Genomic DNA, 25,725 nt, shown 5'->3' with positions numbered 1-25,725 from the left:
GCATCTGTTAGTGAGACTATAGCACGCCTAGAAAATTTGTGTAAATCATTTGTGTACACAAATGGAGGAGATGAAAAAATTGTTTGAATGTGAGTTTAAACTATTGACGATTTAACCGTTTTCATATATTCTTAAATTAAGAAATATTCAAATAATTAAAAGAAATGAGAGAGTCACATGCTTCTTCAAGGAACACATCGAATTGGTCGTATGGCCATGCTGTTGGCACTTGCGGATGAGAATGAAAGCCCTGTATTATCTATCCCGAAAGGTTGGAAGTATTGTACGGGGAAAGTGGGTTCGATGAATTCGCAAAAGGTTGTCGCAGCAATGGAAACAGCGGCTAAAAGCAACCAAGTTATTGAAACAGACGTTTACAGAGAAACACATGCACTTTATCATGCAATAATGGAAGCTTTGTACGGAGTGACGAGAGGTCAAATTCAGTTAGCAGACGTTCTTCGTACAGTAGGACTTCGATTTGCGATTGTGCGCGGTACACCATACGACGGAAAAAAAGAAGGCGAATGGGTTGCTGTTGCATTATATGGAACGATTGGTGCACCTGTAAAAGGATCTGAGCATGAGGCGATTGGTTTAGGAATTAATCACATATGATTTGCCCATAGTCTATTAGTTAGAAGGGGGCCTTACTTTTTTAGGACAGAAGTCTGTCTTAAAAAGATAAGGTCTCCTTTTGCCTTTTTAAGGAGGAAAAAGAATGATTACGTTAACAGGACACACATTGACAATTGAAGAAATGAAGAGGTTGTTACTTGAAGGAGAAGGTGTAACAGCTTGTCCAAATAGTCTGCAAAAGGTGGCGGAGTGCCGCGAAGTAGTTGAGAAAATTGTAGAGGACGGAAAAGTCGTTTACGGTATTACAACTGGATTTGGAAAGTTCAGTGACGTGCTTATTCAAAAAGATGATGTAAAAGCACTGCAACACAATTTAATTCAGTCACATGCATGCGGGATAGGTGATCCATTCCCTGAAGAAGTATCACGCGGTATGTTAATTTTACGAGCGAACACGATGCTTAAAGGAGTATCTGGCGTTAGACCACTTGTTGTAAATATGCTTCTTGAGTTTGTAAATCGAAAAATTCACCCAGTCGTTCCGCAACAAGGTTCACTTGGTGCGAGTGGCGATTTAGCGCCTTTATCTCATCTTGCGCTCGTATTATTAGGTGAAGGCGAAGTGTTCTATAAAGGGAAACGCGTTCATGCGATGGTGGCTCTTACAGAAGAAGGTCTTGAGCCGATTGAACTTGAAGCGAAAGAAGGTCTTGCATTAATCAATGGTACGCAGGCGATGACAGCGCAAGGAGTTCTTTCTTATATAGAAGCAGAAGCAACGGCATATCAAGCTGAATTCATTGCTTCGATGACAATCGAGGGGCTACAAGGCATTATTGATGCATTTGATGAAAATGTTCATAAAGCACGTGGTTATAAAGAGCAAGTGGAAGTAGCGAGCAGAATTCGTGACATCCTTCATGATAGTAAATTAACAACAAAGCAAGGAGAACTACGAGTACAGGATGCATATTCACTTCGCTGTATCCCGCAAGTACACGGTGCTTCTTGGCAAGTTTTAAATTATGTGAAAGAAAAATTAGAAATTGAAATGAATGCAGCAACAGATAATCCACTAATCTTTGATGGCGGGGAAAAAGTAATTTCGGGTGGTAATTTCCACGGTCAACCGATTGCGTTTGCGATGGACTTCTTAAAAGTAGGAATGGCGGAACTTGCAAATATTTCAGAGCGTCGTATTGAGCGTTTAGTAAATCCACAATTAAATGATTTACCAGCATTTTTAAGTCCAGAACCAGGACTTCAGTCTGGTGCAATGATTATGCAATACGCAGCAGCATCACTAGTTTCTGAAAATAAAACATTAGCACATCCGGCGAGTGTGGATTCAATCCCGTCATCAGCTAACCAAGAAGATCACGTAAGTATGGGAACAATCGCTTCACGCCATGCACATCAAATTATTCAAAACGTAAGACGTGTTCTTTCAATTGAAATGATTTGTGCGATGCAAGCTGCAGAATATCGAGGTATTGAAAACATGAGTACAGTGACGAAGAGCTTTTACCATCAAGGTCGTCAGCAAGTACCTTCTATTACAAATGACCGCATATTCTCAACGGATATTGAAAATATTGCGTATTGGTTAAAAACGAATTATTCGATCAAAGAAAGATTAGATGTAAACGCAGCACTATAAAATGAGAAAAGGGAGAGATTGAAATGGAAAAAGTTAAACAAACAATTCGCGCGCCAAGAGGTACGGAGTTACAAACGAAAGGGTGGGTTCAAGAAGCTGCGCTTCGTATGTTAATGAACAATTTAGATCCGGAAGTTGCTGAAAAGCCAGAAGAATTAGTTGTATATGGCGGAATTGGCCGTGCAGCTCGTAACTGGGAAAGCTACAATGCAATTGTAGATTCATTAAAAACGTTAGAAAGCGATGAAACATTACTTGTTCAATCAGGAAAACCAGTTGCAATCTTTAAATCACATGAAGATGCACCTCGCGTTCTTTTAGCGAACTCAAACTTAGTACCGAAGTGGGCGAACTGGGATCACTTCCGTGAACTAGAGAAAAAAGGTCTTATGATGTACGGACAAATGACAGCAGGTAGCTGGATTTATATTGGAACACAAGGTATTTTACAAGGAACATATGAAACGTTTGGAGAAGCGGCACGTCAACATTTCGGTGGTTCATTAAAAGGTACATTAACACTTACTGCCGGTTTAGGTGGTATGGGTGGTGCACAACCTCTTGCTGTAACGATGAATGGCGGTGTTGTCATTGCTATTGATGTTGATAAGCGCAGCATTGATCGTCGTATTGAAAAGAGATACTGTGATATGTATACAGAATCATTAGAAGAAGCATTAACGGTTGCGAACGAGTATAAAGAGAAGAAAGAACCAATTTCAATTGGTTTATTAGGAAATGCGGCAGAAATTTTACCAGAACTAGTGAAGCGTAATATTACGCCAGATTTAGTTACAGATCAAACATCTGCTCATGATCCATTAAACGGTTATATTCCAGTAGGTTACACGTTAGAAGAAGCAGCAAAACTTCGTGAAGAAGATCCGGAGCGCTACGTACAATTATCAAAAGAAAGCATGACAAAACATGTAGAAGCAATGCTTGCTATGCAAGCAAAAGGTGCAATTACATTTGATTATGGAAATAACATTCGCCAAGTTGCTTTCGATGAAGGTTTGAAAAATGCATTCGATTTCCCAGGATTCGTTCCAGCATTTATCCGTCCATTATTCTGCGAAGGAAAAGGACCATTCCGCTGGGTAGCACTTTCTGGTGATCCAGAAGATATTTATAAAACAGACGAAGTAATTTTACGTGAGTTTGCTGATAATGAACATTTATGTAACTGGATTCGTATGGCACGTCAGCAAGTTGAGTTCCAAGGTCTTCCATCACGTATTTGTTGGCTTGGTTACGGTGAGCGCGCGAAATTTGGTCGCATCATTAATGAAATGGTTGCAAATGGTGAATTATCAGCACCAATCGTTATCGGCCGTGACCATTTAGATTGCGGATCAGTAGCATCTCCAAACCGTGAAACAGAAGCGATGAAAGACGGTAGTGATGCAGTAGCAGACTGGCCAATTTTAAATGCATTAATTAACAGTGTAAACGGTGCAAGTTGGGTATCTGTTCACCACGGTGGCGGCGTTGGTATGGGTTATTCACTTCACGCTGGAATGGTTATCGTTGCAGATGGAACGGAAGCAGCAGCAAAACGTATTGAGCGCGTATTAACTTCTGACCCTGGTATGGGTGTTGTTCGTCATGTGGATGCAGGATATGACTTAGCTGTGGAAACTGCGAAAGAAAAAGGCGTTAACATTCCAATGATGAAATAAGGAGGAGAAAACATGCTGGACACTTTACTAATAAATATCGGTCAATTACTAACAATGGATCAAGAAGATGGCTTGTTAAGACGGGAAGCGATGAACACGCTTCCTGTTATCGAAAACGGTGTAGTTGGAATTGAAAATGGTGTAATTACTTTCGTTGGAACAGCAGAAGAAGCGAAAGGATTACAAGCGAAAGAAGTTATTGATTGCGGCGGAAAAATGGTTTCTCCTGGTCTTGTTGACCCGCATACTCACCTTGTATTTGGTGGATCTCGTGAAAATGAAATCGCACTAAAACTACAAGGAGTTCCGTACTTAGAAATTTTAGAACAAGGCGGAGGCATTCTTTCAACTGTAAATGCAACGAAACAGGCGTCGAAAGAAGAACTTGTTCAAAAAGCGAAATTCCATTTAGACCGTATGCTATCTTTCGGAGTTACAACTGTAGAAGCGAAGAGTGGTTACGGATTAGATGACGAGACAGAATGGAAACAATTAGAGGCAACTGCACAATTACAAAAAGAGCATCCAATCGATTTAGTTTCTACATTTTTAGGTGCTCATGCTGTTCCGAAAGAGTATAAAGGTAGATCGAAAGAATTTTTACAATGGATGTTAGACCTACTACCAGAAATGAAGGAGAAGCAATTAGCTGAATTCGTTGATATTTTCTGCGAAACAGGCGTGTTCTCTGTTGAAGAGTCGAAAGAGTTTTTATTAAAAGCAAAAGAGCTGGGCTTTGACGTGAAAATTCATGCAGATGAAATTGATCCTCTTGGTGGTGCGGAAGCAGCGGCTGAAATTGGTGCAGCATCAGCCGACCATTTAGTTGGTGCTTCTGATAAAGGAATTGAAATGCTTGCAAACTCTAATACAGTAGCCACTTTATTACCAGGAACAACTTTCTATTTAAATAAAGAAAGCTTTGCCCGCGGTCGTAAAATGATCGATGAAGGTGTTGCAGTTGCGTTAGCTACAGACTTTAACCCAGGTAGCTGTCCAACTGAAAACATTCAGCTTATTATGAGCATCGCAATGTTAAAGCTGAAAATGACACCAGAAGAAGTTTGGAACGCGGTAACAGTTAACTCTTCTTATGCTATTAATCGAGGCGATGTAGCTGGAAAAATTAGAGTTGGTCGTAAGGCAGATTTAGTTTTATGGGATGCTTACAATTATGCTTACGTACCGTATCATTACGGCGTAAGTCATGTAAATACAGTATGGAAGAATGGGAATATCGCATATACAAGAGGTGAACAATTGTGGAGCACGGCCACTATTTAAAGAAAAATGCAAAGTTTATTGATCGTGAAGTGACGAAATGGAGTGAGATGATTAAAGATTGGGAGGAAGGTGTAGAAATATTCGGTGCAGCCTTAATTGGAGCACCACTTTCTAAACCATCTATTAGTCATTCAGGAGCAAGTTTTGCTCCAAAAACAATTCGTGCGATGTTAGATGCATATAGCACATACGCAATTACAGAAGAACATGATATGAAAGAAAGTGTCTTATATGATTGCGGCGATATTACGATGCATGTGACGGATATAAAAGAAAGTCATAACCGGATTGCGAAAACAGTTGGTCATGTAACGAAAGTAAATCCGAACATGATACCAATCGTCCTTGGCGGTGATCACTCGATTAGTTTTCCGAGTATAACAGGATTTGCAAACAGTAAAGGAAAGATCGGTATCATTCAATTTGATGCCCATCATGATTTACGTAATTTAGATGATGGTGGTCCGTCAAATGGTACCCCTTTCCGTAGTTTATTAGAAAATGGTGTCATTACAGGAAAACAACTCATTCAAATCGGTATTCGTAATTTTTCAAATGCACGAGCGTACCATGAATATGCAAAAGAACATGGTGTGACAGTATATACAATGAAAGATGTACGAGAACGAGAAATAAAAGATATTATGACGGAAAGTATTGAAGTTTTAAGAAAGCAAGGCGTGACTTCAATTTACATTTCTCTTGATATGGACGTATTAGATCAAGCATTCGCACCAGGTTGTCCAGCAATTGGCCCTGGCGGAATGGACAGTATGACTTTACTTGATGCAATTGAATTCCTTGGTAAAGAACCGCTTGTGCAAGGTATGGATATTGTAGAAATCGATCCAACCCTTGATTTTAGGGATATGACTAGCCGAGTAGCTGCGCAAGTGATTATGAGTTTTCTTTTAGCGAGAGAAACAGTCCGGAAGCAGGTTAGTATATAGGCGTGAAGTTAATAGAGAATTTTTACCGATTTCGTATAAAAAGACACATTACTACTCATAGGTAGTAATGTGTTTTTATGTGAAAAGAGAAAGCGAAATTAGAGTGTATATATGTGCGGGAAAGTTAAGAAGATTGTGGGTTTTAAGTGATATTTTCCGAGTTTATTTTTTGAGTTTGAAAGGATTGACACTAAAAATAATTTTATGATAAAATAAAAATTTTGCTAAAAAAACGAATATATGTTAAGATTGAGAAGGTTACCATATATGGAGGTGGATTATTTGTTTCAAATTGGCGATAACATTGTTTATCCAATGCAAGGAGCAGGTATAATTAAAGCCATAGAAGAGAAGGAAATCGCAGGGGAAAAACAACAATATTATGTTATAAAAATGTCGGCTAGTAATATGGAAATAATGATTCCTGAAGGGAAAATATTGAGTTCAAATATACGACCAGTAACGGATATCGCGGCATTAATACACATAATAGATATTTTTCAACATGGAGAATCAGATAGATTACTTACGTGGAAACAAAGGTATAAATTGAACACTGATAAAATAAAAACGGGTAAAATGCAAGAAGGTGCTGAAGTTGTGCGTGATTTAATGCGTATACAGAAAGAAAAAGCACTTAATGCAAGCGAAAAGAAAATGTTAGATAACGCACATGAATTTTTGATTAGTGAACTAGGATTAATTGAAGGTATCACAGAAAATCAAATAAAAAGCTTTTGTTAAGGTTTATTACAAATAATGTATTGCATCCCAAAAAAGATTTTGAATTTTTTGGGAACAAAATTATAGACAATCAATCATTTCAAAGACATTCAACTCTTTTAAACCACTTTTTGAGCATTAACCTCTTTTGTTATTACTACAATCAAATCCATTTTTATTTTTTAATTCTTTTACGAATGTTCGAAGTTTAATTAAACACTTCGATAGAATAGTTACTTGATTTTTGCAATCCTGATTCACACTGGCACGGACGAGGAGCCGTAAGGATGAAAGAGAGGTAGGGCTTTCATTGTTTTAGGTTTATAAGTTATTATTTTTAGAAGAATACTGAACCATTTCCACTTCTATTGATAAGGAATTTTTTATATGTGAAGAGATAATAATTCTTTATATAAAAGAGATAAAGAAATTGATACCCATATATGGTCAACTAAAAAAGGTTTCCTACTAAGGAAACCTTTTTTAGTGTATTTATCCCGCTATTTGCCGGGCAGTAAGACCCCACCTCAAAATTCAGCGGAAGCAAAGAAGTTAGGTGGGGGTTGGGCTGCCCGTAAAAGCCCGATTGGTGAGGGCTGATTAAAGTTTCACTTTATAGCATTCTATTTGTTTGATATTCGAATATTTCGTGTTTAAAGCGTATAAATTGACGTTACTATCTAAAAGTAAGTATGATGCGATTATAGTAAGTATATTTTTAGGGGGAAGAAAAATGACAAGTTCAAATAATAAAGCAGCAAGTATTTATGAAGGAACAAATATAAACGCTTGGGGATCTTTTGAAAACATTGAAGAAACGAAGTTGTTTGATCCGATTCAAATTGGATCTTGGTCTCTTCGTAATCGTATAGCAATGGCACCGATGACGAGATGTTTCGCGAATCATGAAACGGGAGTCGTTGGTGCTGACGTAGTTGAGTATTATAGAAAGCGTGCAGCTGATGGAGTTGGATTCATTATTACAGAAGGAATCGTCATTAGCCCAAGAGCAAAAGGGAATCCGGGAGTACCAGGGATTTATACACAAGAACAAATCGATTCTTGGAAGCCTGTTACAGAGGCAGTACATAAAGAAGGTGGAACGATTATTGCTCAAATATGGCATGTTGGACGTATGAGTCATCACGAAATAATTGGTGGGCAAATGCCACAAGCACCGTCTGCTATTGCTGCAGAAGGAAATGTTCCACGTTTTCGTAAACCGTTTGATACGCCAGAAGCAATGACGTTAGAAGAAATACAAGAAGTGATCGGTCAATACGCACAAGCTGCGAAGAATGCGATTGAAGCTGGATTTGATGGAGTAGAAATTCACGGTGCACACGGATATTTAATTGATCAATTTACTTATGAGTTTGCAAATAAGCGTACTGATAAATACGGCGGTGACTTAAAGGAAAGATTAACGTTTATGAAAGAAGTAACTGAGGCTGTAATAGAAGCCGTTGGAGCTGATAAAACACTTCTTCGCTTCTCTGCTTTCAAAGGTGATAATCCTACTTATATGTGGGAAAATCCTGAATTTGCAATTGAAACATTTGTAAATATGTTCAAAGAAGTTGGGTTAACGATGATTCACCCTTCAACAATGAATTATACGGCAGTTATTGCTGACGGAAAGAATTTTCATCAATTAGTAAGAAAATATTGGGATGGTACGATCGTAGGAGTAGGAAATTTAAATCCGAAAGAAGCTGAAGAAGCGTTGCAAGAAGGAACAATTGATGTAGCGGCATTCGGAAGACCTTTAATTGCTAATCCAGATTTTGTTCATCGAATTAAAAATGCTGAAAGTTTAGTTGAATATGATGCGAAAGAGCATCTTGCTACATTAATTTGAATAAAGATAAAAGGAGAACACATCAGGTGTTCTCCTTTTATTATGGATTTCATAGGAGGAAGCGGGATGAGTGAAACGCTACTCGTTATTATTAGTATATTGCTCTTATTGATGCTACTATTAATCATTTTTTTTATTATTACATTTTTCATTAAAAAACGGACGCATCATTCTATATTAAAGCTGCATCCATACTTAGGGAGAATGCGCTATTTACTTGAAAAGATTGGACCGGAATTTCGGCAATATTGGTTTGATCATGATACGGATGGAAAACCTTTTTCACGTTATGATTTTCAAAGTGTAATGTTTCTCGCAAAGTATCGTTCTGAAATACTCGGTTTTGGATCAAAACGAGATTTTGATGTATCTGGCTATTATATTGCTAATACATTATTTCCGATATTAACAGATGAATTAAGTGTGAATGTAACGCAAGAACGTGAAGGGAAAAAATATGTGATTCATAAAGAGGGGTTATTTTCACGAAAAGAAAAATTGACAGCGGATACAACGAATCTTTGGTTATATGAAGAAGATGATGCAATTATCGTCGGTGAAAGTCGTAAATATCCATGGAAACTGTATGGTATGTTTGGTGCATCAGCAACGTCTTACGGTGCGATTGGCGAAAATTATATTTTAGCGAGTGGTCTTGGTGCGAAGATGGCTGGCGGTTCGTGGATTAATACGGGAGAAGGTGGTGTAATACCAGAACATTTACATACAGGTGCAAATATTGTTGCACAAATTGGTCCAGGTTTATTCGGGTATCGTGATGAGGATGGTAATTTTTCAATGGAGAAATTTATGGAGAAAGCGAAAGAAAGTAATATTAAAGCATTCGAATTGAAATTTGGGCAAGGTGCGAAAATACGTGGTGGCCATCTAGAAGGACAAAAAGTAAATGCAAAGATTGCTTTTGTTCGGAATGTACGAGAAGGCGAGACAATTAATTCACCAAATCGATTTTCATTTTTAAATAATGCAGCAGATACACTTTATTTTATTCAGCGTTTGCAAGAAAACGGCGGTAAACCAGTCGGTATGAAAATTGTAATTGGGCAGCAAGAGCCGCTAGAAGACTTATTCAAAACGATGAAAGAGTTAAACATCTATCCAGATTTCATTACCATTGATGGTTCAGAAGGTGGATCAGGAGCAACGTATAAATCGATGGCAGATAGTATGGGGATGCCGCTTATTCCAGCATTATTAACTTGTATTGATACAGCGAGTCATTATGGTATTCGGAATAAATTCAAAGTGTTTGCCTCAGGGAAATTAATTACACCAGATAAAGTGGCAATTGCTTTAGCAATTGGAGCAGATGCCGTAAATTCAGCACGCGGATTTATGATGGCAAGTGGCTGTATCATGGCGCTTCAATGTAATTCCGGACAATGTCCATCTGGGGTTGCCACGACGAACCCGCATTATCAAAAAGCGCTAGATCCGTATGAGAAGAAATGGCGCGTCATGAATTACGTTGTTAGTATGAGATATAGTTTGTTTTCACTTGCGGCAGCGGCGGGAGTAAAGAGTCCGCGTCATTTAACGAGAGAGCATATTGTATTTAAAGATGAGGTGGGGAGAGTAGTTCCTCTTTCGGAATTGTTTCCTATAGTGAATCAAACTTAAAAGTATATTTAATATGTAAGATTTTTTCGTAGGATAATTATATTATTCAGAGAATATTAGGAGTATAATGGGAAAGTATTTTAAAAATGCCTATTTTTGGGGAGAGATTCATTTGCAACAAGGTTCGTACAGTATTACAATTTTTTTACTCGTCATAGGGATCGTTATATTTAGGCGTATGCGCTCTATGAATCGCCCTATTAAAAATAAGGGAAGACGACTATTACTGCCATTATTCTTTTTATTACCAGGTTTGTCTTTATATGCTGCACCGATACAACTTGCTAGTTGGCAAATTGAGGTAGCTGCTGGAATTGGACTGTTATTGTCAATTCCACTTATTATTTTAAGTGGGTATGAAGTGAGAGAAGATGGCCAAATTTATGCGAAAAAAAGTATTGCTTTTATTGCTACATTTTTAGTTATCGTTCTTTTACGTGCTTACTTTAGAAGGCATTTACAAGGTTTAGATCCAAAGTCAATCGGCATTCTTTTCTATACTCTTGCAGTTTGTTATATAGTGCCTTGGCGAATTGGCTGCTATATAAAATTTCGCAAAGTATACGTAGAGGAAGAGAAAATCGCGATGTCAATAAGCTAAAAGTCATACATTCGTATGGCTTTTTTCTTTTAAAAATTTGTCTGATAAAATAATGAAAACAGGGTATAAAAAACAGTGTTATATTTTCTGAATATTTTTACTTCATTTTCTTTTGAAAGCCGGGTAATTCACTGGGATAAAGGCGTTTATAGCGGTTTTCACATGTAGTGAAAAGGGTTTGTTCACTTGAAAGAACAAAAAATGTTTGGTAAGGTAGGGAACCATAAGCGAAAACAAGAAAATAGAAAAAGTCATTTTTCGAAATTTTGAATGGCTTATGTAACTAAGGGAGAGATTTGGTGAAGATTGAGATTATGGTTTCGCTTGCTATTTATATGGCAGGTATGTTGTATATCGGTTATTGGTCTTATAAGAAGACATCCGATTTATCAGATTATATGTTAGGCGGAAGGGGACTCGGTCCAGCAGTTACAGCTTTATCAGCTGGTGCTTCTGACATGAGTGGTTGGATGCTAATGGGATTACCTGGTGCGATGTATGCAACAGGATTATCGAGTGTATGGATTGCGATAGGTTTATTAATAGGTGCTTATGCAAACTATTTAATTCTTGCCCCGCGTTTGCGAACGTATACAGAAGTGGCAAATGATTCAATTACGATTCCAGACTTTTTAGAGAATCGTTTTAAAGATCGTACAAAAATACTTCGTTTTGTCTCCGCTATCGTCATTTTAGTATTTTTCACATTTTATGCGTCGGCTGGTTTAGTATCAGGTGGACGTTTGTTTGAGAACTCTTTCAACCTAGATTATAAAGTTGGTTTATTTGTAACTGTCGGTGTCGTAGTTGCTTATACACTATTCGGTGGCTTTTTAGCAGTAAGTTGGACCGACTTTGTGCAAGGGTGTATTATGTTTATTGCTCTTGTATTAGTACCAATTGTTGCTTTTACAGATGTGGGCGGTGTAACAGAAACATTCAATACAATTAAGCAAGTTGATGCATCGCGTTTAGATATGTTTAAAGGGACTACAATTCTTGGTATTATTTCATTTTTAGCATGGGGTCTCGGGTATTTTGGTCAACCGCATATTATTGTCCGCTTTATGGCAATTACTTCTATCAAAGATTTAAAAACTTCTCGTAGAATCGGTATCGGTTGGATGACGATTTCAATTATAGGTGCAATGCTTACTGGACTAATTGGTATTGCTTATTACGCTAAAAATAATGCGACATTACAAGACCCAGAAATGGTCTTCGTAACATTCTCAAATATTTTATTCCACCCGTACATCACTGGGTTTTTACTATCAGCTATTTTGGCTTCGATTATGAGTAGTATTTCCTCGCAATTACTCGTTATTTCAAGTGCTGTAACGGAAGATTTCTATAAAACATTTTTCCGTCGTAACGCAAATGATAAAGAACTTGTATTTATCGGTAGACTGTCAGTATTAGTAGTAGCTATGATCGCAGTTGTTTTAGCTTATCATCCAAGTGATACAATTTTAACACTTGTCGGTTATGCTTGGGCAGGATTCGGTTCAGCATTCGGACCAGCAATTTTATTAAGTTTATATTGGAAGAGAACGAACAAATGGGGCGTTCTTGCAGGGATGATTGTAGGTGCAGTAGTTGTAATTACTTGGGTACAAATTCCAAGTTTAAAAGCGACTATGTATGAAATGGTGCCTGGATTCTTCTGTAGCTTATTAGCTGTTATTATTGTAAGTTTAGTAACGAAAGAACCAGTGAAAGCAATTCATCGTGAATTTAATGAGATGGAAGCAGTGCTCGAAGAGGAAACGAAGTAATTAGCGAAGAGAGTAAACTGGCGTTTACTCTCTTTTTATCCCACTTTAATGGGCAGTAAGATCCCCACCTCAAAATTCAGCGAAAGTAAAGAATTTAGGTGGGGCCGGGCTGCACATAAAAGTCCGATTGGTGAGGGCTAATAATCAGTGGAGGATGAAGAAAACCCTCACTGATTAAAGTTTCACTTTATTTAAAATGAAAATAAGGAACTTGTTGACAACTAAAAGTAAGTAACTTATAATAAGTTTAAATTCAAGATAATTTGTGTTACGAATAAAGATTTCAGATGGAGTAAATATTTTTTTGGAAATTATCTTGAATTCGAGATAATTTCGATGAACTAGATATGGATGTATAATTTTATAATTGATATCTTGAATTCGAGATAAAATAATAATAGTGGATTTTACTTTGCAGTATGGACAAAATGAATAATGAATTTTATTGTATAAAAACTTTTATAAGGGACTAAAAAGGAGTGAACGAAATGGAAAAGAAAACAATGGGGATCCATCATATTACAGCAATCGTAGGGCATCCACAAGAAAATGTAGATTTTTATGCTGGTGTATTAGGGTTACGTTTAGTAAAACAAACTGTGAATTTTGATGATCCAGGCACGTACCATCTTTATTTTGGGAATGAAGGAGGAAAACCAGGAACAATTATTACGTTTTTCCCATGGGCTGGTGCTCGTCAAGGCATTATTGGGGATGGTCAAGTAGGCATTACGTCTTATGTCGTACCAAAAGGTGCAATGGAGTTTTGGGAACATAGATTAGAAAAATTCGATGTTGCGTATATAAAAATGACTCGATTTGGAGAGCAGTATTTAGAATTTGATGATCCACATGGTTTGCATATAGAATTAGTAGAAAGAGAAGAGGGCGAATTAAATAATTGGACTTTTGGAGAAGTTACGCCAGAAGTAGCAATTAAAGGATTTGGCGGTGCTGTTCTTTTATCTGCACAACCTCAAAAAACTGCTGAACTATTAGAGCATGTTATGGGTCTTGAGAAAATTGGAGAAGAAGGTGAATTCGTTCGATTCCGTTCTTCTGCTGATATTGGGAATGTTATCGACTTGAGGCTGTCAACAATCGGGCGTGGTCAAATGGGTGTTGGTACAGTTCATCATATTGCTTGGAGAGCGACTGACGATGATGATCAACTAGACTGGAAAGAGCATGTGACTCGTTTTGGATATCACGTAACACCTGTACAAGATCGAAATTATTTTAACGCAATTTATTTTAGAGAACACGGGGAAATCTTATTTGAAATTGCAACAGACCCTCCTGGTTTCGCTCATGACGAATCGTTAGAGACGATGGGTGAGGAATTAAAGTTACCGGAGCAATATGAATCACATAGAAAACAAATTGAACAAACACTTCTACCATTTGAAGTGAGACATTTAGATTAAAGTGATTGAAAGGGGAAAAGGATTATGATGAAACATGTTTTTCAAAAAGGAAAAGATACGTCAAAACCAGTGCTGTTATTACTTCATGGTACAGGAGGTAATGAATTAGATTTATTACCACTTGCAGAAATAATTGACCTAGAAGCATCTGTATTAAGTGTTAGAGGTAATGTATTAGAAAATGGCATGCCACGTTTCTTCCGTAGATTGGCAGAAGGCATTTTTGATGAAGAAGATTTAATTTTTCGTACGAAAGAATTAAATGAGTTTTTAGATGAAGCTGCAAAAACATATGAATTTGATAGAAATAACATTGTAGCTATCGGTTATTCAAATGGAGCAAACATTGCTGCAAGCCTATTATTCCATTACGAAAATGCATTAAAAGGCGCTATGCTTCATCACCCAATGGTGCCTAGAAGAGGAACACAATTGCCTAATTTAGCAGGAAAATCCGTGTTTATTGCTGCTGGGACAAATGACCCGATTTGTTCATCAGGAGAGTCAGAGGAATTACAGGTACTATTAGAAGATGCAAACGCTAATGTAACAATGCATTGGGAAAATAGAGGGCATCAATTAACTATGAGTGAAGTAGAAAAAGCAAAAGAATGGTATGACAAAGCATTTTAAAAAAGAAGCATCTGCTAACAATTAGCAGATGCTTCTTTTATTATTTACGACTGAATTGCAAGATGAGATGAAGAAAGCGGTAATTGAATGTCAACGATCGTACCTTTATTTAATTCGCTTGCAATGTGTAATTTACCATGATGTTCCTCAATTATTTTGTAACACATCATTAATCCTAGTCCTGTTCCCTTTTCTTTTAAACTGTAAAATGGTTCGCCTAGACGAGAGATACGATCTTCTGGGATACCGCAACCTTCGTCAATAATCCGTATTAAAATAAAGGTATCATCTAATGGTTTTGTTTGGATGTAAATATTTCCGCCATTTGGCATCGCTTCTATCGCATTTTTTAATATATTTATAAAAACTTGTTTTAATTGGTTACCATCGCATTGAATATCATGTTTGTAATCAAAATGATCCATAATAATATGAACACTATGCATAACAGCAGTTGGTAAAATAAATGTAACGACCTCTTCAATTAAAGCTTGTATGTTACAAGTTTGGATAGATAATACTTGTGGTTTAGACATCGCCATAAATTGACTAGTGATAGATTCCATCTGTGAAATCTCACTTAACATAACATCGATATACCATTTTTGCTCCTCGTTGATTTCAGGGAGTAGCAATGTTAGAAAACCTTTTAGAGAAGTGAGTGGATTTCGAATTTCATGGGCGATTCCAGCTGTCAGTTGTCCGACTACTGCGAGCTTTTCTGATTTTCGTAATAACTTTTCCGTTTCTTTTAGCTCGGTAACGTCTCTTCCCATTACGATAAGACCTTTTCGCGAGCCGTCAGGATGATAAAGTGGAACTTTCGATATACTTAAGATTAGGTCGGAATCATCTCTATGAATAATGAATTCTTCACCATGAAGAATTTGTCTTTGTTGCCATGCTAGTTCGTCCACTTCTTCACAATGTAAAAAAGCTTCTCGGTAGGCTTCGTTATATTGAATGAGTTCACTATCTTTTTTTCCGTGATAAGGTACATGGTGGAAATTGAAACAAGAAAGTGCATAGTCATTTGCTTCAAGCCAGCGTCCTTCATGATCCTTAAATATAACAAACGCAGGCATGGAGTCCACTAATGTACGTAATCTCTTCTCACTTTCTTTTAGCATATTCTCAATTCTTTCTGATTTTTCAAGAGGTTTCATAATGGCATATACGCCAGTTAGACGATTTTGGACAAAAATAGGAACTAGTTTTGTTACGACGTCTAATAAGAATCCATTTTTATGATAAATAGATAAAATATATTCTTGTTGATTATCCGCTTCCGTATTCTTTATATTTTGTAATACTTGCTCAGAAATATGGGCTTCTAAAATAGAGGTAATATTTTTCTGTTCTAATTCTAAAGAAGTATAACCTAATATTTTTTCGGCAGAAGGATTTATATGTAAAATAATGCCCTCCAAATTTAATGAAATAATACTATCAGGATTATGTTTGAACAGAGATGCGTACATTTCTGTTAATGAACGATCTTGTATATGGTTTCGCAAACGTCTAGAAATGTTCGGATGACGTTTTCTTTGAGTTGATGAATATTTTTTACGACTCATAATAGTTCCTCCGTACAAATAGCATCTAAAAAGATTTGTCTATTCATAACTATAATATAGATGTAACGTGTATTTCTATAAAAAATGGAAGTTATATAATAAATTTTGTTTTCTTTATTTTTTGCAAAGTGAGTGCCAGGTGGTAATAAGGGGAGCTTATATTGTTTTATAAACCTTTTGTAAGTTACAAAAGTGGGTTTTCTGTATAACATTAGGGTAGAAGAGGGGGAGAGAAAATGAGAAATTATATTCAAGGGATTGATCATGTACAAGTAGCTGCGCCTGTAGGGTGTGAAGAAGAAGCGCGAGCGTTTTATGGTGAAACAATAGGTATGGAGGAAATCCCGAAGCCAGAGGAATTAAAGAAGCGTGGTGGATGTTGGTTTAAGTGTGGAAATCAAGAGATTCATATCGGAGTTGAGCAAAATTTCAATCCAGCAAAAAAAGCACATCCGGCTTTTTATGTTTTAAAAATTGATGAATTTAAACAAGAGTTAATAAAGCGAGGTATTGAAGTAATAGATGACCATGCACGTCCAGATGTAATTAGATTTTACGTATCAGATCCGTTCGGAAATCGAATTGAATTTATGGAAAATAAAAACTAGGTTGAAATCCACCTAGTTTTTTAACCTTTTCTAAACAATCCTAATACTTCAACCGTTTCGGTAATGTTAACGAATGCATGAGGGTCAATTTCAGAAATTGTTAATTTCATGCTTGCTAATTCTTCACGAGAAACGACTGTCATAAGTACACGTTTCTTTTCGCTAGAATAAGCACCTTCGCCATCAAGTAATGTAATTCCACGTACAACAGTTGAAAGAAGTTGTTTTTTCATTTTTTCTGCTTCATTTGTTACAATCATAAGTGTAACCTTTCGATGTTTCGTATGAATGGCATCGATAACTTTACCAGTTACATAAATTGAAAGTAAGCTTGTAAGAGCGACATCCCAAGTGAAGAAGAATCCTGCAATGATTACAACGACTGCATTTAAAACAATAAGGAATCCGCCAAGTTTAATATCTCTTTTGCGAGACAACAACATACCGATAATATCAAATCCACCAGTTGATCCATTACAGTTAAAAACAAGACCGATACCAGCTCCGGCAATGACACCACCAAAGATAGATGATAAAAGCGGATCTGTTGCGACGACTTTCACTGGAACATAGTATAATGCAACAGATAATACAATAACAGAGATAATTGTGTTGAAAATGACTTTTTTTCCAAGACCTATGTATCCTAAAATAAGGATAGGTAAGTTTAATACAAAATTAATAATACCTGTGTTTACAGGAGTTACAATCCCTAAAATAATAGCAATTCCGCCAATTCCACTACTTAAAATTTTGTGGGGGATAAGGAAAAGATTAAAGGCAATCGCAATAATAATAGAACCAATAATAACACCAAGAAATCTGACCATCTCTTTCCCGTCCTTCACTAAAAAATTCATATTATTTCAAGATTATATATGATATTGAAAGTTTTGGGTAAAAACAGTTTATTTCGGGAAATTTGATTAATCAAAAGAATTTGAGTATTTTATTATTTGAAAGGGGATACAGTTGTGAAGATAAAAACATATCAACAGAAAAGCCCGTTGAAGCAAGAATGTGAGGATTCTTATTTTTGTAATGAAGAAAAAAAGATGTATGGTGTATGCGACGGTGCAACACCGCTCGTCCCGTTTCGTGATGAAAAGGGACATAATGGAGCATACATCGCTTCGCATTTATTTGCAAGTTATTTTGCTTCATTACGTGAAAATCATAGTTTACCAGTTGCAGTTGCAAAAGCAAATGAAGCATTGCAAAGAAAAATGTTAGAATATGAAGTAGACACGAGAAAAAAAGAGCATTTGTGGTGCACATGTATTGCGGCAGTGCAAATAGATGGGGAGAAAATTGAATATGTACAGTTAGGGGACTGTATGATTGTCGCAATACTTCAAAATGGAACGATGCAAGTATTAACGAAAGACACGGTTGAAGGAATTAGTAAAAGAGCCAAAAAGAAAAGAGAAGAAGATCGTAAAAAGGGATTATCTGTACCAGAAGAACATGTTTTTCAAGATGTGCGAGAACAGTTAAAATATAATCGTTATCTTGCAAATGTGAAGGGTGGGTATTCCGTTGCGAATGGAATGAAAGAAGCGATTCATTATTTGCAGCATGGGGAATTACATATAGATGAAGTGAGTGGGATTTTTATTTGTTCAGACGGATTATTCCACCCAGATTGGCCACTCGAACAAACTGTTGCATATATAAGAAAGAATAGTATAAATGAATATGTAGCAATTATTGAAGAGCTAGAAGGGGAAAAGAAAATACGACCAGACGATAAAACAATTATGATCATTGATTTTTAAGGGAGATGTTCAAATGGAAATTAAATGTGTTAATTTAACATTTCAAGATGAATTAGTTCCTTTAGAAAAAGTGAATAAACTGATTATCCATCATACATCCGAAGATGGATGGGATGTGTATAAAACACATGAATTTCATCAAAAAGTAAGAGGATGGAGCGGAATCGGTTACAATTATTTTATTGAAGAAGATGGAACTGTAATCGAAGGACGAGGTTTACATATTGGAGCACATGCGAAAGATAATAATAGAGATACAATTGGGATATGTATGACGGGTAATTTTGATAAATATGATCCAACTACCGCACAAATGAATGCATTATATTCTTTATGTAAAATGTTTATGAAACAGTTTGCTATAAAGAAAGAAAATATACTCGGTCACAGGGAGCTAGAAGGCGTTACAAAAAGTTGTCCTGGAAAGCGTTTTTCTATGGTAGAGTTAAGAAACGTACTATCTTACATATAGAGGAGTAATAAATGATGATGAATATAAAAATACCAAATGATAAAAAAGAAGAGCTAGTAGCACAAATTCAGCAATTTTTCGTTGAAGAAGATTTAGATGAAATTGGGCGCTTCCAAGCAGAGCGTTTAATAGAAGAAATGATTAAATTAGTAGGACCATTTGCATACAATCAAGCAATTGGAGATGCTAGAAAGCTTGTAACAGAGAAATTATCTAATATTGAAGAAGATTTATATGTATTAGAGAAGAATGAAGGGAAGTAAAATTTTCCTAATTATAAAGTAAGTATTTGCCACGGCTTCTTTCCGATATTTTATTTGGAAAGGACTATGGAATTGTTTTTGAACATATAAAATAAACTTTTTCTTTTTTACCAAAAGGTATCCTATAATTTAAAAAACGTTATTCTTTCTTAACAAGCTAGATGAGAAAGAATAACGTTTTTTTAGATTGAGATTAAAAATATATTATGTTAATTTTATCTTTTTTTAATAATTTATTTATGGGCAATTTATAGTTGCTATTTATAATTTCTATATACAACAGCTATGGATATTACGAAAAAAACTTGGAGGTGTAAGCGATTAGCTGTAATCAAAATTTAAAACATGAATTGCTCACATAGAATCTTATTTTGGAAGATAAGTGGTGTAATTCTTTGTTAAATGAAGGGATTGGGAAACTATGAATAAAACAATTTTAAAAACATGTATCATATCAGCAGTTTTAGGTGGAAGTTTATTAAGTGAAACGAATGAAGAGGTGAAAGCAGAAGCGGTTACACCAAACACGAATCATACTGGTGTATTCAAAGATGTTCCAAAGGGGCACTGGGCATATGAGGCGATTCAGCAATTAACAGGTGAGAAAATCATTTTTGGCTATGATGATGGAAGATTTGGTTTTGGAGATAACGTAACACGCGAACAGGTTGCAGCTTTAATGTATCGTTATTTTAATATGGAAGAAAACAAAAATTACCAAAATCCATACGGTGACGTAAGTGAAGATTCAACAAGCTATATAAAGGAAATTTTATCGTTAACAGAAATGGGGGTTTTTAAGGGGGATGAGCATGGAAACTTTAGACCAAAGGCATCGTTAACACGCGCAGAAATGGCGCAGGTTCTTACAAATGCTTTTCATTTAAAAGCAAAGAGTGATCACACTTTTACTGACGTTTCAACGAACTCATGGGCAAGAAATGCAATTAGTGCTGTTCAAACAAATAATATTGCAAAAGGAGTAGGAGAAGGGAAATTTGCTCCAAGTATGGATGTGACACGTGAACAATACGCTCAATTTTTATACAATGCAATACGAGAAACTAAACAAACGAAAGGGCAAATATTGGCTAGTATACTTGGTGAAACAAATTGGCAAGGGACAAAAGTCTATGACAAAGATCATAATGATGTAACGAAAGAAAATCAAAATTTCATCGGGCTTGCAAAATATGATGCTAAAACTGCAAGGTATGAATTCTTTCATGCAAATACAGGAGAGAGTCGTAATGATAGCGGTACCTTTTTTATAACGAACGATGGGAAGAACAGAGTGTTAATTTCTGAAACGCAAAATTATCAAGCAGTTGTTGAATTAACGCAATTAGATAAGGAGAAATTTACATATAAAAGAATGGGGAAAGATGCAAAAGGAAACGATGTAGAAGTGTTTGTTGAACATGTTCCTTATCATGAAAAAGAACTTTCTTTCACGCGACCTGATAAAAGTTTAGAAAGCTCGACAGGGAAAATAGTTACGGACGTTGATGGAGATGAAATTTTATCTAGTACATTATGGAATGGAACGGCAGTATTAGACGAACAAGGTAATAATGTAACAAAATACAACTCAAACTTTATTAGTTTAGCAAAATACGATAAAAATACAAATAAATACGAGTTTTTCAATGTGAATACAGGAGGAAGTCGTGGAGACTATGGTTTCTTTGATGTTGTACATGGTAATAAAATAAGGGCTCACGTTTCGTTAGGAAATAATAAATATGGTGCTGTCCTTGAACTTACTGAGCTAAATAAAGAGAAATTTACGTATACAAGACTAGGGAAAGATGCGAATGGAAAAGATATAAAAATCTTTGTTGAGCACGAACCGTATACAGGTGGCCTAAAACCAAATTTCACAAAGTAAGATGTAAAAGAGTTGTTTATCAAAAAGATGCCTTCAGGCATCTTTTTGTCGTTTTAAAATGATTTTATGGGCAAACAATCATACATCTTCGTTCTTTTTTATTTATTTATTTATTTTCTTTATGCTCTTTGTATTCATGTACTTTTTCTTTCACATTACCAACCGTATCTTTAGCAGTGCCTTTTACTTTATCCCATTTTCCTTCAGCCTGTAATTTTTTATTGTCAGTTACTTTCCCGACAACTTCTTTTACTTCGCCTTTTACTTTATCAATAGCACCTTCTACTTTTTCTTTTAAACCATGATCATGTTTAGTCATACATTTCTCCTCCTTGTGGTTTGATGAGAATTCTCTTTTCATATTGCAAGTTGAATGATGTATCTAGTAATAGCGTAACAAATATAGTTTGAATATTCAAATGATTAATGGTATAGAAAAAGAATTGTCATAGAATGTATAAGATTGTAATGCAAGGAGAAGGAATGTTAATTATATGTCTTTTGCAGTCCATATTGATTTCGTATAGGCAATTTTCATATGGGCACGTTCCATATTGTTTTGACTGCTGCTACCGAACCTTGCTTGTCCAACTATTAAATGACAATTGGATTCAATAGCTGTCTCAATTCGTTTTTGAATTAATGCAGTATGACAGCCTTTACGCTGAAATTGTGGCAAAGTAGCAGAAGCAGCCAATGAAGCAATCCCATTATTTATATACAAGACACCAATGCCGGCAGGAGTATTTTGAATTTCTGCTATGAAAAAATGCCATCCTGGTTTATCGTAAAGAATTTCGTTATTTTGGCGAACTCCATCTTTTGTAAAGGATGGCATGTTAAATCCACGTACATATATGTCTGCAAAAATATGAAATTCATTTTCTCTTAGTTGGCGTACTGAAATGTTAGAAGGAAGAAGGGATGAATCTTCTCTCGGTATACTATATAAAGCAGTATGGAAGCTAGATTGATAAAAACCTTTTTCAGATAAGTAATGAAATAGTTCAGCTGTACCTTGAGCGGGTGTAATTTCAAAACGACAAGGGATTTGTAGTGATTGATAATAAGAGATAATTTCATCTACCTTATCTGTATTTGTAAATGTAATACCTTTTACCGTATTAAAAGCCGGACCAGCAATTACTTTTGATGAAAAAGCAGTGGCACTCCCGAACTTTTTCATTTGTATTTGCATTGGATTTCCGCTTATTACTTGCAGTAGCGCTAATCTAGAAGAGAGCATATGTATTTCTGCGTTTTCAATTTCTTGAGCTGTATTAAGCGTCATAATCGTACTCATACAATTCCTCCGTCAATAAATATACTTTATAGTACTTATACGATGTTTGTTCTGAGATTCCTGTTGAAATGTAAGAGAATAACAGGTTTTTTGGAAGGGAAATGGAAGTGAACTGTCGAAGGGAGTAGAAACAGATTAAAGGTGGTGCTCTCATGAAACAGAAAGACGTGCAGACATGCTCTAATTGTGGTTCTAAAAATATAGGAGAAGGTGAGTTTGTCGGTTATGCACAAATACGGAAAAAAGAGACGATGTTCACATCTTCACCAGTAGATGCTTATATTTGTACAGATTGCGGAAATGTCCTTTTATTAAAAGTACGACATTATGAAAAGTTTAAGCAGAAGCCTTTATGATTATTGAGAAGTGGTTTTATTAAGGAAGTTAATAGGGGCAACATCTTACATGTATATATGAATATACTTTATATAAAGAGATGACAACATATACCATATACTGTCGCTATATGGCATACAAAAATGTTAAAAGAACGTAAGGAAAAAGGTAGATAGTTTATAAAAAGTAAAGAACATGTTCCGAATCAACGTATTCAAAACATGCTTTTTTCTCGTTCTGAATTATTTCCAAAGAAATAATTCAGAAAATACAGAAAAAAATAGTGGTTATTTGTAGAAGTCTGTTATAATAAACAAAAAATAAAAACGCTTTAAAGGGGGATATAACCAATATGATGATGAATGTACCGCTAACAATTAGTTCTATGATGGAAAGAGCAGAAAAGCTGTTTTCAAAGAAAGAAATTGTTTCACGGACACATGATACAGTTACGACGTTAACGTATAAGCAGTTAGGTGAAAGGACGAGAAGGCTTTCCAGTTCGTTAAAAAAATTAGGAGTTAAAGAAGGCGAGCGTATAGGAACGTTAGCGTGGAATCATCATCGACATGTGGAAGCATATTTTGCTATTCCTGGTATTGCTTCCGTTTTACACACAATTAATATTCGTTTATCTCCTCAACATATTTCATACATTATTCAGCACGCAGAAGATCGAATTCTACTTATAGATGAAGATCTCGTACCACTCGTTGAAAATATTCAATCACAATTATCAACTGTACAAGCCTACATTATTATGACTGATAAAGATGAACTTCCCAATACTACGCTAGAACCTGTATATCATTATGAAAAGCTATTAGAAGAAGGCGATCCAACTTTCCAATTTGTAAAAGATATTGATGAAAATACACCTGCTGGTATGTGTTATACGTCAGCGACTACAGGAAATCCAAAAGGTGTTGTATATACGCATCGTAGTACTGTACTGCATTGCATGGCACTCGGTTTAGCGGATACAGCTGCTTTATCGGAAAGTGATGCGGCAATGGCAATTGTACCGATGTTCCATGTGAATGCTTGGGGACTTCCTTTCGCTGCTACTTGGTTTGGATCAAAACAAGTTCTTCCAGGACCGATGTTTACGCCAAAAATTTTATTAGAAATGATTCATTCTGAAAAAGTGACGTTAGCTGCTGGTGTGCCAACAATTTGGCTCGGTGTATTACAAGAATTAGAAAATAATAGTTACGATTTATCTAGTATGACGAGAATACTATGCGGTGGTGCAGCTGCACCGAAAAGTGTTATTAAAGCATTTGAACAGAAACACAATGTTCCGTTCATCCATGCATATGGTATGACCGAAACAAGCCCACTCGTAACACTTGCACGTTTAAAAAGTTATGAAACAGAATTATCATATGAAGAGCAATTAGAAATTAGATCAAAACAAGGGTATCTTGTCCCTGGTGTAGAGATGAAAGTAGTCGGTACAAATGGTGAAGTGAAGTGGGATGGTACGGAAATGGGAGAACTATGTTTACGAGCGCCGTGGATTGCTGAAAGCTATTATAACGATGAACGTACTGTTGAAGGGTTTCGCGATGGATGGTTATATACTGGTGATGTTGTCACAGTGGACGAGGAAGGCTGCGTGAAAATTGTTGACCGTACGAAAGATGTCATTAAAAGCGGAGGCGAGTGGATTTCTTCAGTTGACCTTGAAAATGCTTTAATGGCACATGATGCTATATTTGAAGCAGCTGTCGTTGCCGTTCCTCATCCGCAGTGGCAAGAGCGCCCAGTTGCATGCATCGTTCAAAAGAAAAATAGTATGGTTACAAAAGAAGAAATATATGAGTTTTTAAAACCACAGTTTGCGAAGTGGTGGTTACCAGACGATATTGTATTTATGGAAGAAATACCGAAAACATCTGTTGGAAAGTTTTTAAAACAAGCACTTCGGAAAGAACTTGAGCATTTGCATAACGAGAAATAATAGAATTTATATTTGTAAACTTATGATTAAAACAAGTTGACAAACGCCAGATAGAAAGATAATATAACTCCTATAATATGTTATCTAAAAGTTATTTTAAGTTTACAAATAGGAGAAGCAAATATGAATATAAAAAATTTAGTTTTCGTCGCTTTATTTAGTTCTATTATGGGAGTGTTAGGATTAATACCTCCGATTGCTCTTGCTATTACACCAGTTCCAATTACATTACAATCACTCGGTGTTATGCTTGCTGGTGGATTGTTAGGCTCACGTCTTGGTGCGTTAAGTCAGCTTATTTTCTTACTTATTGTAGGAGTTGGAGCACCATTGCTTGCTGGTGGACGCGGTGGCCTTGGTGTATTTGTTGGACCAAGTGCAGGGTATTTACTTGGTTATATCGTTGGAGCGTTTGTCATTGGTTATTTAATTGAGCGCTTACGTGAAATTTCTATACTAAAGGTATTATGTATTAATATAATTGGTGGTATTTTTGTAGTTTATATATTTGGCATTACTGTACAAGCTTTCTTAATGGGTGTTTCCGTATGGGAGACGATGAAAGTGAGTGCTGTGTTTTTACCAGGTGATTGCATAAAAGCGATTATAGCAGCGATTCTCGTAACGAAATTACATCGTTCATTGAAACATATAATTACGCCTGCTCTAAAGGGCGGGAAATATACAAATGCGGGATAAGAAAGAAAAGAAA

24 protein-coding genes are annotated in these 25,725 nt (G+C 36.0%); 20 read left to right on the top strand and 4 right to left on the bottom strand.

The features are described 5' to 3' along the window. Nucleotides 1-177 precede the first annotated feature (177 nt). The 12 genes from hutP to ACZ76X_RS05455 all read left to right on the top strand — a co-directional run bounded on the left by hutP (nucleotide 178) and on the right by ACZ76X_RS05455 (nucleotide 14,819). The gene (hutP, locus tag ACZ76X_RS05510; protein ID WP_000926516.1) at nucleotides 178-618 is read left to right on the top strand and encodes a hut operon transcriptional regulator HutP; all 441 of its coding nucleotides are present in this window, start codon (nucleotides 178-180) and stop codon (nucleotides 616-618) included. A gap of 103 nt (nucleotides 619-721) precedes the next feature. Beyond that, nucleotides 722-2,239: a histidine ammonia-lyase gene (gene hutH, locus ACZ76X_RS05505; RefSeq protein WP_479849820.1), complete on the top strand. Its 1,518-nt coding sequence runs from the start codon at nucleotides 722-724 to the stop codon at nucleotides 2,237-2,239. A 23-nt stretch (nucleotides 2,240-2,262) separates the two neighbouring features. Then, a complete protein-coding gene (gene hutU, locus ACZ76X_RS05500) occupies nucleotides 2,263-3,921 on the top strand; it encodes a urocanate hydratase (protein ID WP_000416706.1) in 1,659 nt (552 codons plus the stop codon). A 12-nt stretch (nucleotides 3,922-3,933) separates the two neighbouring features. Continuing rightward, nucleotides 3,934-5,205, top strand: a complete 1,272-nt coding sequence (gene hutI, locus ACZ76X_RS05495; RefSeq protein ID WP_479849819.1) for an imidazolonepropionase — start codon at nucleotides 3,934-3,936, stop codon at nucleotides 5,203-5,205. Then, nucleotides 5,184-6,155, top strand: a complete 972-nt coding sequence (gene hutG / locus ACZ76X_RS05490; RefSeq protein ID WP_263703571.1) for a formimidoylglutamase — start codon at nucleotides 5,184-5,186, stop codon at nucleotides 6,153-6,155. The genes hutI and hutG overlap by 22 nt, the downstream gene beginning before the upstream one ends. Before the next feature lie 282 nt (nucleotides 6,156-6,437). After that, nucleotides 6,438-6,899 carry a CarD family transcriptional regulator gene (locus ACZ76X_RS05485; protein ID WP_479849877.1) on the top strand — a complete coding sequence of 154 codons (462 nt, stop codon included), beginning with the start codon at nucleotides 6,438-6,440 and terminating at the stop codon, nucleotides 6,897-6,899. Nucleotides 6,900-7,611: 712 nt separating this feature from the next. Further along, nucleotides 7,612-8,739 carry an alkene reductase gene (locus tag ACZ76X_RS05480; protein ID WP_098670038.1) on the top strand — a complete coding sequence of 376 codons (1,128 nt, stop codon included), beginning with the start codon at nucleotides 7,612-7,614 and terminating at the stop codon, nucleotides 8,737-8,739. A 66-nt stretch (nucleotides 8,740-8,805) separates the two neighbouring features. Continuing rightward, nucleotides 8,806-10,380: a glutamate synthase-related protein gene (locus tag ACZ76X_RS05475; protein WP_479849818.1), complete on the top strand. Its 1,575-nt coding sequence runs from the start codon at nucleotides 8,806-8,808 to the stop codon at nucleotides 10,378-10,380. Between the two features lie 112 nt (nucleotides 10,381-10,492). Continuing rightward, the gene (locus tag ACZ76X_RS05470) at nucleotides 10,493-10,981 is read left to right on the top strand and encodes a CcdC protein domain-containing protein (RefSeq protein WP_479849817.1); all 489 of its coding nucleotides are present in this window, start codon (nucleotides 10,493-10,495) and stop codon (nucleotides 10,979-10,981) included. 299 nt (nucleotides 10,982-11,280) lie between these two features. Next, nucleotides 11,281-12,759: a sodium/proline symporter PutP gene (gene putP, locus ACZ76X_RS05465; protein ID WP_142337605.1), complete on the top strand. Its 1,479-nt coding sequence runs from the start codon at nucleotides 11,281-11,283 to the stop codon at nucleotides 12,757-12,759. A 488-nt stretch (nucleotides 12,760-13,247) separates the two neighbouring features. Next, nucleotides 13,248-14,186 (top strand): ring-cleaving dioxygenase, encoded by a 939-nt coding sequence (locus ACZ76X_RS05460; RefSeq protein WP_479849816.1) that lies wholly within the window; start codon nucleotides 13,248-13,250, stop codon nucleotides 14,184-14,186. A gap of 24 nt (nucleotides 14,187-14,210) precedes the next feature. Next, the gene (locus ACZ76X_RS05455; RefSeq protein WP_098670034.1) at nucleotides 14,211-14,819 is read left to right on the top strand and encodes an alpha/beta hydrolase; all 609 of its coding nucleotides are present in this window, start codon (nucleotides 14,211-14,213) and stop codon (nucleotides 14,817-14,819) included. Nucleotides 14,820-14,863: 44 nt separating this feature from the next. On the opposite strand, the gene ACZ76X_RS05450 is transcribed toward ACZ76X_RS05455, so the two are convergent. Continuing rightward, nucleotides 14,864-16,396 carry a BA3702 family sensor histidine kinase gene (locus ACZ76X_RS05450; RefSeq protein WP_479849815.1) on the bottom strand — a complete coding sequence of 511 codons (1,533 nt, stop codon included), beginning with the start codon at nucleotides 16,394-16,396 and terminating at the stop codon, nucleotides 14,864-14,866. A 236-nt stretch (nucleotides 16,397-16,632) separates the two neighbouring features. Between ACZ76X_RS05450 and ACZ76X_RS05445 the strand changes: the two genes are divergently transcribed. Continuing rightward, nucleotides 16,633-17,004 (top strand): VOC family protein, encoded by a 372-nt coding sequence (locus tag ACZ76X_RS05445; protein WP_479849814.1) that lies wholly within the window; start codon nucleotides 16,633-16,635, stop codon nucleotides 17,002-17,004. A gap of 20 nt (nucleotides 17,005-17,024) precedes the next feature. On the opposite strand, the gene ACZ76X_RS05440 is transcribed toward ACZ76X_RS05445, so the two are convergent. Then, complete coding sequence (locus ACZ76X_RS05440) at nucleotides 17,025-17,834, bottom strand: YitT family protein (protein WP_000251333.1); 810 nt, start codon at nucleotides 17,832-17,834, stop codon at nucleotides 17,025-17,027. A 126-nt stretch (nucleotides 17,835-17,960) separates the two neighbouring features. Here ACZ76X_RS05440 and ACZ76X_RS05435 point away from each other — a divergent pair, with 126 nt between their 5' ends. From ACZ76X_RS05435 to ACZ76X_RS05420, 4 genes are all read left to right on the top strand, one after another. Beyond that, nucleotides 17,961-18,782: a protein phosphatase 2C domain-containing protein gene (locus ACZ76X_RS05435; protein ID WP_479849813.1), complete on the top strand. Its 822-nt coding sequence runs from the start codon at nucleotides 17,961-17,963 to the stop codon at nucleotides 18,780-18,782. A gap of 13 nt (nucleotides 18,783-18,795) precedes the next feature. Then, nucleotides 18,796-19,254 carry a peptidoglycan recognition protein family protein gene (locus ACZ76X_RS05430; RefSeq protein WP_144488125.1) on the top strand — a complete coding sequence of 153 codons (459 nt, stop codon included), beginning with the start codon at nucleotides 18,796-18,798 and terminating at the stop codon, nucleotides 19,252-19,254. A gap of 11 nt (nucleotides 19,255-19,265) precedes the next feature. Continuing rightward, nucleotides 19,266-19,517, top strand: a complete 252-nt coding sequence (locus ACZ76X_RS05425; protein WP_001994665.1) for a DUF2164 domain-containing protein — start codon at nucleotides 19,266-19,268, stop codon at nucleotides 19,515-19,517. 421 nt (nucleotides 19,518-19,938) lie between these two features. Further along, complete coding sequence (locus ACZ76X_RS05420) at nucleotides 19,939-21,408, top strand: DUF4822 domain-containing protein (protein WP_479849812.1); 1,470 nt, start codon at nucleotides 19,939-19,941, stop codon at nucleotides 21,406-21,408. 106 nt (nucleotides 21,409-21,514) lie between these two features. Here ACZ76X_RS05420 and ACZ76X_RS05415 read toward each other — a convergent pair whose 3' ends face one another. Further along, complete coding sequence (locus ACZ76X_RS05415) at nucleotides 21,515-21,727, bottom strand: CsbD family protein (protein ID WP_000160409.1); 213 nt, start codon at nucleotides 21,725-21,727, stop codon at nucleotides 21,515-21,517. A 171-nt stretch (nucleotides 21,728-21,898) separates the two neighbouring features. Then, the gene (locus ACZ76X_RS05410; RefSeq protein ID WP_479849811.1) at nucleotides 21,899-22,711 is read right to left on the bottom strand and encodes a GNAT family N-acetyltransferase; all 813 of its coding nucleotides are present in this window, start codon (nucleotides 22,709-22,711) and stop codon (nucleotides 21,899-21,901) included. A 152-nt stretch (nucleotides 22,712-22,863) separates the two neighbouring features. Here ACZ76X_RS05410 and ACZ76X_RS05405 point away from each other — a divergent pair, with 152 nt between their 5' ends. The 3 genes from ACZ76X_RS05405 to ACZ76X_RS05395 all read left to right on the top strand — a co-directional run bounded on the left by ACZ76X_RS05405 (nucleotide 22,864) and on the right by ACZ76X_RS05395 (nucleotide 25,712). Beyond that, nucleotides 22,864-23,067, top strand: a complete 204-nt coding sequence (locus tag ACZ76X_RS05405; RefSeq protein ID WP_479849810.1) for a hypothetical protein — start codon at nucleotides 22,864-22,866, stop codon at nucleotides 23,065-23,067. A gap of 332 nt (nucleotides 23,068-23,399) precedes the next feature. After that, nucleotides 23,400-25,013: a long-chain fatty acid--CoA ligase gene (locus tag ACZ76X_RS05400; protein WP_479849809.1), complete on the top strand. Its 1,614-nt coding sequence runs from the start codon at nucleotides 23,400-23,402 to the stop codon at nucleotides 25,011-25,013. A 123-nt stretch (nucleotides 25,014-25,136) separates the two neighbouring features. Further along, complete coding sequence (locus tag ACZ76X_RS05395; RefSeq protein ID WP_479849808.1) at nucleotides 25,137-25,712, top strand: biotin transporter BioY; 576 nt, start codon at nucleotides 25,137-25,139, stop codon at nucleotides 25,710-25,712. Nucleotides 25,713-25,725 lie beyond the last annotated feature (13 nt).

The organism is Bacillus sp. BC05(2025), assembly GCF_056725905.1.
This window is presented reverse-complemented; position numbering and strand designations above follow the sequence as displayed.